Here is a 12,708-nt window from a genome sequence, read left to right on the forward strand (position 1 = left end):
GCGTTCCCGCCGGTCCCGCGCCGCGGCACGTTCACCGCCGCCCCGGCGTCAGTCGTCGAGCCCGGCGAGGTCGAGCCGGCGCAGCCGCTCCGGGTCGGCGATCACGTCGATGGTGGCGATCCGCCCATCGGTGACGGTGAAGGCCATCACCGACAGCGGACGGCCGGCCGCGCTGACCAGGACGCCGGCCGCGCCGTTGACCAGCACCGGGCGCGCGAACGGGGAGAACCGTCCGAACGTGGTGGCCTGCGCGGCCACGGTCCGGGCGCCGGTGAGCACGGTGGTGTGCCGGGCACGGGCGCCGCCGTCGGCGCGCAGCACCACGTCGGGGTGCAGCACGGCGATCAGCCCCTCGAAGTCGCCGTCGCGGGCGGCGGCCAGGAACGCGTCGACGACCTCCCGCTGGCGGGCCAGGTCCGGGTCGGGTGTCGGAGCCCGGCCCTGCACGCGACGGCGGGCGCGGCTGGCCAGCTGCCGGGCGGCGGCGGGCGACCGGTCGATCATGTCGCCGATCTCGTCGAAGGGCACGGCGAACATGTCGTGCAGCACGAACGCGAGCCGCTCGGTCGGGGTCAGGGTGTCCAGCACCACCAGCATGGCCAGCCCGACCGAATCGGCCAGGACCGCCGCATACGCCGGGTCGCCGGCCTCCCCGGTGCGTACGACCGGGTCGGGCATCCGCACCTCGAGGGGTTCCTCGCGACGGGTGCGGCGGGCCCGCAGAGTGTTGAGGCAGACCCGGGCGACCACCGTGGTGAGCCAGGCGGCGAGGTTGTCCACGCCGTCGGTGTCGGTACGCGCGAGCCGCAGCCACGCCTCCTGCACGGCGTCGTCGGCCTCGGTGTGCGAGCCGAGCATCCGGTACGCCACCGCCCGAAGCTGCGGCCGCTGCTGCTCGAACCGCTCCGCCAGCCAGCTCTGTTCAGCCATGTCTGGTTCCTCTCTCGCGCTGCCCTGCCGGACCGACCCCGACCGGACCTCCCGCGTGACGACGCGTGGCGCCGATCACTCCGGTCACACCTGGCCGTTCCTCCGGGTCGAGCGGATGCAACCACGAACACCACGGAGGACGACATGAGCGCACCCATTTTGGTCACCGGCGGCACGGGCACCCTCGGCCGGCTCGTCACCCCGCTGCTGCGCGACACCGGGCATCCCGTGCGGGTGCTCAGCCGCCACGGTGGCCCCGCCGCCGACGGTCTCGAGCAGGTGACGGGCGACCTGCTCACCGGCGCGGGTGTCGAGTCCGCCGTGCGGGGCGTACGGACCGTCCTGCACCTGGCGGGCGGGCCCAGGGGCGACGACCGGGCGGCCCGCCACCTGGTCCGGGCCGCGCGACAGGCCGGTGTGCGCCGCCTGGTTCACATCTCGGTCGTCGGTGCCGACCGGGTGCCGCTCGCCTGGCTACGGTCCAAGCTGGACGCCGAGCGGGCGATCACCGACTCGGGCCTCGGGTGGACGACGTTGCGCGCCGCCCAGTTCCACGACCTGGCGCTGAACGTGGTGGAGAAGATGGCGAAGCTTCCCGTCGTGCCGGTGCCCGGCGGGCTCCGGCTCCAGCCGGTGGACGCCCGCGAGGTGGCGCACCGGCTGGTCGAGCTGACCCTGGGCGCGCCGGCCGGACTGGTGCCCGACCTGGTCGGGCCGAACGTGTACGCACTGGACGAGCTGCTCCGCAGCTACCTGCGCGCGGTCGGCAGGCGGCGGCTGTTCCTGCCGGTCCGGATGCCGGGCAAGGCCGGGCGGGCGTACCGGAACGGGGACAACCTCACCCTCGACGGCGCCGACACCGGCCGGCGGACCTGGGAGGCGTTCCTGGCCGAACGGCTGCCGCGGCCCGGCCCGGCAGCCGCCCGGCGGTGACCGGGGATCCCGGGGCCGTCGCGGCGGGCCGGGCGGTTGTGGTCATGGCTCTCGGGAGACGGTCCGTTGACCGGCGGCCGGGTTGCCCGGGTCGACGCCGAAGCTGATGATGCGGCGCGGATGGATCCGGATGATCGGTCCGGCCAGGTGGCCGGCGGAGTCCGGCGGATCCGTGAGGGCTTCGGCGTCCCCCCGGATCTCCAGGCACCGGACCGTCCACGGGTCGAACGAGACGATGTCGTCGACCACGAAGGCGACCTTCGACCCGCCCGCCACGTTACGGAACTTCTGGCTGGCGGCCAGGTTGTGCCCGCCGATGTCGATGGTCTGGAGTTCGGCGTGGTAACCGAACCCGACGGGGCTGTTCTGCACCGTCCCGTCCGCCCGCACCGTGGCGAGCCGGCCGAGTGGTTGCTCCCGCAGGTAGTCGATCTCCCGCTGGGTGAAGATTGCCATGGCGCCTCCTCCTGCTGTGGGGGATCAGGAGTACTGCGATGGCGGCTGTCCTTCGCGGACACCGCCGGGTCGAGCCGTCTGCCCGGTCACGGCCGGAGTGGCCGTGCCGGCCGTGGCAGCGTACCGCGCCGACGCCGCCCTGGTGGACCGACGAGGACGGCGTCGCCGGTCACGTGGCCTGCTGCGCTGGTTGGGGCAGCGCCCGTCAGCCGCCCTTGCCCGGTTCGGGCGCGGCGCCCTGCGGCTGCCCCACCTGTTGCAGCGGCGCTGACGGCGCCCTGGTCCGGCCGGTCGCGGGTGGGTCGACGGGCAACGCCTCGAGCTGGAAGCGGCTCACCAGGTCGGGCAGCAGGGTCGCGAGGGCGGTGACGGTGTTCTGCCGGTCGCCGCCACCGTCGTGCAGGAGCACGATGGCGCCCGTCTCGGTCCGGCTGGAGACGGTGGCGATGATGGCGGCCGCCGGAGGTTCCTCCCAGTCCCGCGGGTCCACTGCCCAGTGCAGGCCGGTCATGCCCAGGTTCTCGGCGACGGTGACGAGCTGTGGGGACCAGTTCCCGCCCGGCTGCCGGAAGTACTTGATCGGCGCCTGAGGTGCGGCGGCGCGGATGGCCTGGCTGGTACGGAGCAGGTCACCCTCGATGTCCTGGCGGGACCGGCTGCCGAGGTCGAGGTCTTCGTTCCAGCTGTGGTTGCACAGGGTGTGGCCGTCGGCCGCGATGGCTCGCACGAGCTCCGGATACGCGTGGGCGTTCCGGCCCAGCAGGCAGAACGTCGCCTTGACGCGGAACTGGCGCAGCGCCTTCAGGACGAGCGGGGTCCACGTGGGGTCGGGCCCGTCGTTGAAGGTCAGCGCCACCTGCGCGGAGCCGGTGGTCATCAGGACACCGGCGGGGATGGGGGATGCGGTGGCGGACGGCGTGTCGTCGGACGGGGACGCGTGCGGCAGCAGGGGCCGGCCGATCAGATAGGCGCCGCTGAGCAGCACCGCCAGGACCAGGGTCAGCACGGCTGTGGCGCGCAGCGCCGTGGACCGGCGCATCAGGCTGTCCCTCGGCCGAGTGCCGTCGGGGGGATGTCGTAGCTGGTCACTGTCGCTCCTTCCGATTCGACAGGCGCCACGCTAGCCGCCTACCATCCCAATCCGGGTTAATATCTACAAATCCTGCCACTTCGGCGGCGCGAGCAACGACACCCGGACCAGCCGGGCCGAACGATGTTCACAACCGACGGCGCGGCTGATCGGGGTGAGCCGGAGTACCTGGGGTTCGATCCACTGTGCCGCCCTGTCCGGACCAGCCGATGGATGGTCTCCGGCGGCCCGGTGAGGACGCCGCGCCGGAAGGCCGGCAGCCGCATCGTCAGCCGGGCCGGTCGACGGAGCCGGCGAGCTCGGCGACGGCGGCGGCGTAGTGCGGGTCCGTGTGGTACGGCCAGTGTGCCTCGATCGGCGGCGGGACGGTGTCCGTCGGCGGGACGGTGACCGAGCGGGGATCGCGCAGCCGCACATCGACCCGGTCGGCGGGGTCGGCCCGCCGGCCGCCGGGCCGACGGGTGGAGAAGATCGCTCCGCCGATCGGGTCGGTGCTCCGCCAGAGGTTGCGCCACCGCCACCCGACCCGCGCGCCGATCTCACGCATGACGTCGTCGCCGAAGTAGGCCGGCATGAGCCGCCCGTAGAGCCGGCGCAGCGGAGACCCGTACGTGAGCAGGCCCACCCGGCGCAACGCCTCGGGTGGCAGTTGCAGGATGGCCGCGGCGGCCAGCGCGGAACCGTGACTGTGCCCGGACAGCAGCACCTTCTGCTCCCGGCTCAGCCCGCTCACCCGCCGGGCCAGCTCCGGCACCGCGCGTTCCGCGTAGCAGGGCGGCGCGAACGGGTGGATGGTCCGGGGGAAGAAGGTGCCGAGATCCCACAGCACCCCGACGGCCCGCCGTACCTCGGGAGAGAGGTAGGCCATCACGCCGATCATCAGCAGCCCGAAGACGATCAGCCCGAGCGAGATCGTCCCCGCGTCGATGAGGTAGGCGGCGAGCCCGACGAACGTGCGGCGACCACCGGCGACCCGCTGTGCCAGCTGGGTCGGCCCGATCTCCGCCAGGTCGAGCGCCGTGAACGCGAGGCTGAGCAGCGACAGCACGAGGTAGACGATGAGCAGTGGACTGAACTGCTCGGCCAGGCGTGCCCTGCTGATCGCCCGGCGCACCGTCCCCATCCGCGCCACCGCCTCCGGTGGCGGGTCGGGAAAGTCCTCCTGGCTGATCCGGGCGGCCAGCCGCTCGCGCCCGCGCCGGGTGAACCGGCCGGCGTACAGGCCCACGACGGCGACCAGCAGCACGGTGACGAGGGCGCCCAGCGCGTCCCACCGGTAGGCGATCGGCGGGTCCAGCGGCGGGGCGCCGGGTGGAGGCGGATGCTCCGGGCCGGGAATCGCGCCCCGGTCCAGCACGTCGGCCGCCCGGTAGACGAAGCCCGCCGTGAAGGTCGCCGAGAGCCCCACCGAGATCGCGCCGAACACCGGGGTGCCCAGACCGCGGAAGAACGCCCGCGCCTCGCGGGGCGCCCGTCGCTGCTGCCACACGGTGACCGCCGCGAGAACGGTCAGCAGCGCGGCCTGCCCGAGGATCACCGAGTTGACGGTGAGGGCGAAGCCGGGCAGCGCTCCACCCACGGGCACCTGGCGCCGCGCCAGCAGAGCGTACCCGGCGGTGAGCGCGGTGACCGCGGCGACGGCCCCGCGCAGCGGTCGGATGACCGACCTGGTCCAGTCCCATCCGGAATGCGGGGCGTTCAGCGCTGGCAGGCAGAGCAGCACCAGGCAGGCCGTCAGGAGCAGCAGGGTCGCGGCGAGCAGCGCGACGCCCATCGCGCCGGGGCTTCGGGCGGTGAGCGCGACGAGCACGCTGACGTCCAGCGTGAAGTACGCGATCGCCACGTGGATCGACCGGAGCCGCCCGACCAGCGCCTCCCCCCGCCAGAAGCCGTCGGCGTCGAGCCGGTCGCCGGCCGGGGCTCCGGAGGTGCCGTGCCGGACCTGGAAGTCCTCGAAGGCCCGCGCGGACCGGGAACCGATCCACCAGACGAGCCGGATGGCGGCGGCCGGCAGCACGGCGAGGACGACCAGCCGCGGCCCGATCGGAAGATCGGCGAGCCAGCCCAGGTAGCCCCGCCCGGCGGTGCACGGCCGGTACGGCACGCACTGCCAGCCGATCAGGTCCAGTACGACACCGGCGACGGCCAGCACGAACATGATCGTGACGGTGGCGCCGAGCAGGCGGCACAGGGCTTTCACGGCGCCACCCCCGCCCGGGGGTCGCAGCCACGCCGCCAGGTTGCTGAACATGAAGGGCAGCAGGAACAGCAGCGCCACGGTACGGGCCACCGTACCGACGGTCAGGTTCCGCCAGTGGTACGCCTCGATGACGACGCCGGCCGGCCCGGTGGTGACACCGAATCCGGGACGCGGCCGGTAGAACCCGGCACTCCGGTCGCCGGCGACCCGGACCACCACCGGGTGGTCCAGCAGCGCCTCCGGCCGCACCCCGGAGACCCCGTGTACGCGCAGCTCAACCACATCTCGCGCCATCTGCCCCTGATCACGCCGTCGGATCGGCGGCGGGCCCGTTCGAGCCCGCCCGGCGCGCGGTTACCCCGGAACGGAACCGCCATGCCTGATGGACGACCGGACAGCGCGGGGCGGGGAGGCGGCCGGGTGTTCGCGGATCTCCGACGCCGACGGCGGCCGGCAGGAGTCGGGATCGCGCGCCGGCGTCGCGGCACAGTGGACCACGGCGCCGGGACGCCGGGCGACGCGGACCGGGCAGGCACGCTCCCCGGCCAATGGCTCTGCAATTACCGACAAATGCGGTCGCGGTAAAAGATATTGGTCACGGTTGACCTCCGTTCAATCGGCAACACCCTGGGGCCGGGTGAACATCGGAGCCGTACGCATGGGCTCTGAGCAGGTAGAACGCAAGATCACATGGCGAGTCGGCGCCATTCCGGACAGTTCTGCGCGATCCACTGCGGCGCCCGGAGGTCCCGCGCACGCCACCACCCCTTGAGCGCCGGATCAGGCATCGGCGGCACCTCCGGACGTCGCACCTCGGGGCGTTTCCCGCCCGGATCCACCGGTCCACAAAGGCGATCAACTCGTGACCGGGATGCCGGCACCAGCACCGAGAGCATCAGCCGGCCACCCACCCGCGTCCGTCTCGGCGGGCGATCCGCCCGGCACCTCGTCCACAATCAACCTGATCCATCACATAAATCCGGCGTGTTCACCTTTGCGCGATGTTAGCTTTGCTTCCGGTTCATCCCGGGTCCAAATACGCCAGATCGGGATGATTCGGACATACAGCACTAAAGCCCGCAACCTGCGTCGGGCACGGGGGAAGAGGAGCAGATGAGAGGTACAGCCACTGTCACCGCCGGCGGATCGAGGGAGGCCCGCTTCGCGCCGCGGACCGGCCTCGCGACACCCCACGGGGAGGGAGCGCGGTGACGTTGAACCGGGACCTCGACACGCACGTCCCCGACCTGCTCGCCGAGCCGCCACCGACCGCACCGTCAGGGCACGACAACCGGCGGTTGAGCATCCTGCGGATGCGGGAACGGCCCGCGGACGAGACCGGCGTGGTCAGCGGTCACCCGGAACGACAGACCGTCAGTGTGGTCATCCCGACGCTCAACGAGGAGAAGAACATCGCGTGGGTGCTCGAGCGCATACCGCCGATCGTCGACGAGGTGATCCTCGTCGACGGGCACTCGCGGGACCGAACGGTCGAGGTGGCCCGCGCGATCCGGCCGGACATCGTGGTGCGGACCCAGCACTGCCGGGGTAAGGGCGATGCGGCGCGGGTGGCGTTCGCCGCGGCCACCGGCGACCTGATCGTGATGATCGACGCCGACGGCAGCATGGACCCCCACGAGATCCACCGCTTCGTCACCCCGCTCATGAACGGGTACGACTTCGTCAAGGGCTCCCGGTTCCTGGCCGGCGGCGGATCGACCGACCTGACCCCGCTGCGCCGGACCGGAAACCAGGCCCTGGTCCGGCTGACGAACAGCTTCTTCCTCGTCCGCTTCACCGACCTGTGCTACGGCTTCTGCTCGTTCCGTCGCGCCTGCCTGCCCGCACTCGCGCTGACCGCGCACGGCTTCGAGATCGAGACCGAGCTCGTGGTCCACGCGCTGAAGGCGAACCTACGCATCGCCGAGGTGCCGAGCAACGAACTCCCCCGCCGCTGCGGCACCTCCAACCTGCGCACCTTCCGGGACGGCCAGCGGGTGCTGCGGACCTTGATCCGGGAGCGGGTCCTGCGCCGCCCGCGGCCGGTGGTGGACCCGATCGACCACCGCGTGCTGCACCGGTGGCAGCCCTCGGCCACCGAGCCGAGCAGCCCGACGCTGAGCGAGGTCTCCCGATGACGAAGTTCTCCCTGCGCCGCGCCTGGGTGACGGGCGGAACCTACGCCCTCGCCCTGCTGCTGGGCGTGCTGGGCGGCGCCGCAGTCGTACCCGGCGGCCTCGCCGCCCCGGCCGACGCCGCCACCGGCGACATCGGTTACGTCGGCCCGTCCACCTCGGGCGACGGCTCCGCGGCGACCGGCGAGAAGCCGGAAAGCAAGCTGTGGTGGAACGACGGCGCCTGGTGGGCCGTGCTCTTCCACACCGGCAGCCAGACCCACCACATCTTCCGGCTGGACCGCTCCACCGAGCAGTGGGTCGACACCGGCACCGTGGTCGACAACCGGCCCAAGACCCGGTCCGACGTGCTGTGGGACGGCACCCGGCTCTACATCTCCTCGCACGTGCGGGCCAGCTCCTCCACGAGCGCGTCCTCCGGGAACCCGGCCCGGCTCTACCGCTTCAGTTACAACGCCGCGACGAAGACCTACACCGGCGACACCGGCTTCCCGGTCCAGATCACCAACTACTCCAGCGAGACCCTCACCATCGACAAGGACTCGACGGGCACGCTCTGGGCGACCTGGACGCAGGGCTCGAAGGTCTACGTGAACAACACGACGGGCGGGGACGCGGTCTGGGGCACCCCGCTCGCGCTTCCGATCGCCGCCGCCAGCGGCCTGTCCAGCGACGACATCTCGTCGGTGGTGAGCTTCGGCGGCACCCGGGTCGGCGTGATGTGGAGCAACCAGGTGAAGTCGGCGATGTACTTCGCCGAGCGCACCGACGGCGCGTCGCGCTCCAGCTGGGACGTCACGCGGACGGCGGTCCAGGGTCCGAACAGCGCCGATGACCACATCAACCTGAAAAGCCTCCAGGCCGACGCCTCCGGCCGGGTCTTCGCGGTCATCAAGACCGGGCTCGACGACGCCGGAGCCACGTCCTCGGCACCGTTGATCATGCTCCTCGCCCGGGACCCGTCGACCGGCAACTGGTCCAGCTACCCGGCGGGGCGGATCAGCGACTGCCACACCCGGCCGGTCCTGCTGCTCGACTCCGAACACCAGACGCTGTACGTCTTCATGACCGCGCCGGACAGCGGCTGTCCCTACTCGGGCTACCCGGGGACGATCTTCATGAAGAGTTCCCCGATGGGCAGCATCGCGTTTCCCGCCGGCCGCGGCACACCGGTCATCAGGGACGCCGCCTCCCCCAACATGAACAATGTCACGACCACCAAGCAGAGCGTCAGCAGCGCCACCGGCATGGTGGTCATGGCCAGTAACGACGCCACCCAGCGCTACTGGCACGCCGATCTCCCGCTGGGCTGTTCGTGAGCGCCGGGACCAGTCTCAGGCCCCGCCTCGGGCCGGCACCCGGCGCCCGGCGACCGCTGCGGGTGACCAGTCCCGCCCCGGCCGAGGCGTGGGAGCAGGTGCTGGCCACCGCGCCGAACGCCCTGCCGAGCCAGACCCCGACCTGGCTGCGCTGCGTGTGCCTCGTGGAAGGCTACGAGGACGTCTCGCGGCTGTACGAGACCGCCGACGGCAGGCGCCTCGTCCTGCCGCTCGTACGGCGCCCGGGGCTCGGCCCGGTCCTCGCGACGGACCTCGGCCTCCCGATCGGCTGGGGACCGGGCGGGCTGATCTGCGACGGCGGCGAACTCCGCCCGGAGGACGTCCGCATGGTGGTCGCGGACCTGGCGCGGCGTCACGTGCTCAGCACCCTGGTCCGCCCGGACCCGGCGGCGGCCGGGACGTGGGAGGCGGTAGTGCCGGCGGGCGTGTTCCGCGAGGAGCGGATGACGCAGACGCTGTTCCTCGACGGCGGCTTCGACGAGGTCTGGCGCAAGCGGTTCCGCAGCGACACCCGCAACCGGATCCGTCGCGCGGAGCGGGCCGGGGTCGTCGTCGAGTGCGACGACCAGGGCCGGCTGGTCCCGGTCTTCCATCAGCTCTACCGCGAGTCGGTCGACCGCTGGGCGCGGCGGGATCGGCTCCCGCTCCCGCTGGCCCGGCGGCTGGCGGCCCGCCGGGAGCCGGACCGGAAGCTGCACACCGTCGCGACCATGCTCGGCTCCGGGTGCCGCCTGTACGCCGCGTACCACGAAGGACAGCCGGTCGCCGCGATCGTCGTCCTGCTCGGGAAGACCACGGCGATGTACTGGCGCGGCGCGATGGTGGAGAAGCTCGCCGGCCCGGTCTACGCCAACTACCTGCTGCACAGGACGGCCATCGCGGACGCGATCGAGGCGGGTTGCACGGCCTACAACATGGGCGACTCCGCGAGAGTCTCCTCGTTGGAACTGTTCAAGAGCCGATTCGGCGCGGTCAGCCAGGACTACGCCAGCTACCGGATCGAGCGGCTGCCGGTCACTCCGCTGGTGCAGCGCGCTCGTGGCGGCGTACGGCGGATCCTGGCACTTCGGCCAGGGCGGGGGTAGGACATGATCCGTACATCGTTCCGCCGGCCGGACCCGCTCCGGCCGGCGGGCCTCCGCCGGCTGGTCCGTCCCGTGGCCCTGACCGCGCTCGCCCTGCTGGTGATCCGCCTGACCGACCCGGCCGCGCGGCGTTCGGAGGCGCGATGAGCGGCGACGACCCGACCGCGGCGACGACGACCGCGGTGGCGGGCCGCCAGGAACCGCCACCGCCGGAGCAACCGGCGAACGTCCCGCCCGGGCTCGCGCGGACGGTGTTGGCCGGCCTCGACGGCGCCGCGGTGCGCTGGTGCCTGCTGCGCGGCGGCCCGGAGGCGCTCACCGCCTCAGGGGACCTGGACCTCCTCGTCGCGCCCGCCGACCTCACGCGGGCCGTGACCGTCATCACCTCCCACGGCCTGATCCGCCTGACCGGCCACGGCCGGGGCAGTCACCGTTTCTACCTCGGGCTCGACCGGGCCACCGGTTCGTGGGTCGAACTCGACCTGGTGACGGAGCTCGCCTACGGCCCCCGCTTCGAGGTACGCACCCGGGCCGCCGACCAGTGCCTGCAGCGACGGGCACGTCAGGACGACGTGTGGGTGCTCGCACCCGAGGACGAGTTCTGGGCGCTGCTGCTGCACTGCGTGCTCGACAAGGGCACCGTCACCGGCCACCACCTGCGCCGGCTGCACCACCTCGCGGACCACGCCACACTCGACGGTCCGCTCGCCCGGGCGCTGCCGGACCGGGCAGCCCGGATGCTGCTGGCGTACTGGCGGGCCGGTCGCCCGGCAGCGCTGCCGGCCGTACGTCGACGACTGCTCGCTCTCCTGCGGTGGACCCGCCCGGCCGGCGCGGCCCGTCGCCTGATCGGCTCGGCCGCCCTGCGCGCGATCGAGCGGCCGTTGCAGGCGTGGAGCCGCCGGGGTGCCGGCGTGGCCCTGATCGGCCCGGACGGATCCGGCAAGTCCACCCTGGCCAGGGGCATCGAGTCGGCCTTCTACTTCCCGGTTCGCCGCGTCTACATGGGGCTCTGGCCGTCGACCGAGGCGCCCCGCAGCGCCGCTGATCAGGGCATCCGGATCGTGCTCCGCCCGTTCACGGTCTGGCGTCGCTACCTGGCGGCGGTGCGCCACCGGGCGCTGGGCCGACTGGTGGTCTTCGACCGCTACGTCTACGACGCCCTGCTGCCGCCGCGCGGGCCGCTGATCTGGCTCAAACGCCCGTACTTCCAGTTGCTGAGCCGGCTCTGCCCGGCGCCCGACGTGGTGCTCCTGCTGGACGTCCCGGGGGCGGTCATGTTCCGCCGCTCCGGGGAGTACGACCCGGAGCACCTCGAGGCGGAACGCGAGCAGTACCGGCGGCTGCGCCGGCGCGTTCCGCACCTGGAGCGGGTGGACGCCGACCGGGCGCCGGAAGTGGTGCTCGCCGACGTGCTCGGCCGGATCTGGCGGCACTACGTCGACCGGACCGCCCGGTGAGAGCCGCCGTGGAGTGGGCGCAGCCGGTCCTGCGGGACCGGCTCGCCTGCTGGCTGCACCGGCCCGAACGCAGCTGGACGGCCGCCGTCGCCCCCCGCCTCGTCGCCGGGGCGACCGCCACCGACGACACGGAGTGGCGGACCGAGACCGTCACCTTCACCGGCACGTCCGTCGCGGTGGCCACCGTACGGGGCCACGGGACCGGCGGGCGGTACATGGTCAAGGTGCCCTGGACCGCCCGGGCCGCCGACGGGCTGCGGCGCCAGGCCGGGGTGCTCGACCAGCTACGGACGAACCCCGGACTGCCCGGGCTGCGGCTGCTCCTGCCGCACTGCGTGGCGCAGGGCGAGGTCGAGGGACGCTACTACTGCGTGGAGACCGCACTGCGGGGCGCGCCGGCGAACGGGATGATGCTGCGGCGTACCCGGCGGGCCGCGCTGCTCGCCTCCGCCGGCCGGGCCATCCGCGACCTCCACCACGCCACCCGGGAACGGACCCTGCTGGACCGGACGGCCGTGGCGCAGTGGGTGGACGACCCGCTGCGGCGGCTGGCGGAGTTCGCCGCCACCCACCCGCGACGTGGCCGGCTCGTCGACACGGTGCACCGGCTACGGGAGGAACTCGTCGTCGCCCTGGTCGGCCGGACCGTGCACACCTGCTGGATCCACGGCGACTTCTGGCCCGGCAACCTGCTGGCGAGCACGCCGGACGGGCAGGTGACCGGGATCGTCGACTGGGACCAGGCCGCGCCCCGCCAACTCCCCCTGCACGACCTGCTGCACCTGCACGTGCTCGCCCGCCGGCTGGCCCGCGGCGACGAACTCGGCGAGATCGTCGTCCAGGCGCTGCGGTGCGGCATCGACCGGACGCTCGACGTCCCCGCCGACGAGGCGGCCGGCTGGCTGGACGGCATCCCGCCCCGACCGGCACTGCTCCTCTACTGGCTCCGCCACATCCTGCTCTTCATCGACTCGGAAGGTGACCATGACGATCCACGCTGGATCCGCGGCAACGTCGAACGCGTCCTCGTCAACGTCTGAGCCGGTCGCCGTTCTCGATCCGGCGGCGCCCGCCGGGCC

General features: G+C 72.9%; 11 protein-coding genes. 7 read left to right on the forward strand and 4 right to left on the reverse strand.

Annotated features, from left to right (window positions below):
• Positions 1–48: 48 nt before the first annotated feature.
• On the reverse strand, positions 49–930 hold the full coding sequence (gene sigJ, locus ACL02O_RS11095) for an RNA polymerase sigma factor SigJ (protein ID WP_412817924.1): 882 nt from the start codon (positions 928–930) through the stop codon (positions 49–51).
• 144 nt (positions 931–1,074) lie between these two features.
• On the opposite strand from sigJ, the gene ACL02O_RS11100 reads away from it, so the two are divergent.
• The gene (locus ACL02O_RS11100) at positions 1,075–1,863 is read left to right on the forward strand and encodes an SDR family oxidoreductase (protein WP_412817925.1); all 789 of its coding nucleotides are present in this window, start codon (positions 1,075–1,077) and stop codon (positions 1,861–1,863) included.
• Positions 1,864–1,905: 42 nt separating this feature from the next.
• On the opposite strand, the gene ACL02O_RS11105 is transcribed toward ACL02O_RS11100, so the two are convergent.
• The 3 genes from ACL02O_RS11105 to ACL02O_RS11115 form a co-directional block, all read right to left on the reverse strand.
• Positions 1,906–2,319: a PPOX class F420-dependent oxidoreductase gene (locus ACL02O_RS11105; protein WP_412817926.1), complete on the reverse strand. Its 414-nt coding sequence runs from the start codon at positions 2,317–2,319 to the stop codon at positions 1,906–1,908.
• Between the two features lie 205 nt (positions 2,320–2,524).
• Positions 2,525–3,358 (reverse strand): polysaccharide deacetylase family protein, encoded by an 834-nt coding sequence (locus ACL02O_RS11110; protein ID WP_412817927.1) that lies wholly within the window; start codon positions 3,356–3,358, stop codon positions 2,525–2,527.
• Positions 3,359–3,677: 319 nt separating this feature from the next.
• Entirely contained in the window at positions 3,678–5,903 is a 2,226-nt protein-coding gene (locus tag ACL02O_RS11115) for a hypothetical protein (protein ID WP_412817928.1), read from the reverse strand.
• Positions 5,904–6,817: 914 nt separating this feature from the next.
• Here ACL02O_RS11115 and ACL02O_RS11120 point away from each other — a divergent pair.
• The 6 genes from ACL02O_RS11120 (at position 6,818) to ACL02O_RS11145 (ending at position 12,669) form a co-directional block, all read left to right on the forward strand.
• Positions 6,818–7,747 carry a glycosyltransferase family 2 protein gene (locus ACL02O_RS11120; protein WP_412817929.1) on the forward strand — a complete coding sequence of 310 codons (930 nt, stop codon included), beginning with the start codon at positions 6,818–6,820 and terminating at the stop codon, positions 7,745–7,747.
• Entirely contained in the window at positions 7,744–9,063 is a 1,320-nt protein-coding gene (locus tag ACL02O_RS11125) for a hypothetical protein (protein WP_412817930.1), read from the forward strand. Before ACL02O_RS11120 ends, ACL02O_RS11125 begins: the two co-directional genes overlap by 4 nt.
• A gap of 62 nt (positions 9,064–9,125) precedes the next feature.
• Positions 9,126–10,169 (forward strand): GNAT family N-acetyltransferase, encoded by a 1,044-nt coding sequence (locus tag ACL02O_RS11130; protein ID WP_412817931.1) that lies wholly within the window; start codon positions 9,126–9,128, stop codon positions 10,167–10,169.
• A gap of 3 nt (positions 10,170–10,172) precedes the next feature.
• Positions 10,173–10,316, forward strand: coding sequence for a hypothetical protein (locus tag ACL02O_RS11135; RefSeq protein WP_412817932.1), 144 nt, complete (start codon positions 10,173–10,175; stop codon positions 10,314–10,316).
• Positions 10,313–11,629, forward strand: coding sequence for a nucleotidyltransferase family protein (locus ACL02O_RS11140; RefSeq protein ID WP_412817933.1), 1,317 nt, complete (start codon positions 10,313–10,315; stop codon positions 11,627–11,629). Before ACL02O_RS11135 ends, ACL02O_RS11140 begins: the two co-directional genes overlap by 4 nt.
• Positions 11,626–12,669, forward strand: a complete 1,044-nt coding sequence (locus ACL02O_RS11145) for a phosphotransferase family protein (RefSeq protein WP_412817934.1) — start codon at positions 11,626–11,628, stop codon at positions 12,667–12,669. Before ACL02O_RS11140 ends, ACL02O_RS11145 begins: the two co-directional genes overlap by 4 nt.
• Positions 12,670–12,708 lie beyond the last annotated feature (39 nt).

Origin of the sequence: Micromonospora mangrovicola (assembly GCF_047200535.1) — a bacterium.
Classification (GTDB): Bacteria; Actinomycetota; Actinomycetes; order Mycobacteriales; family Micromonosporaceae; genus Micromonospora.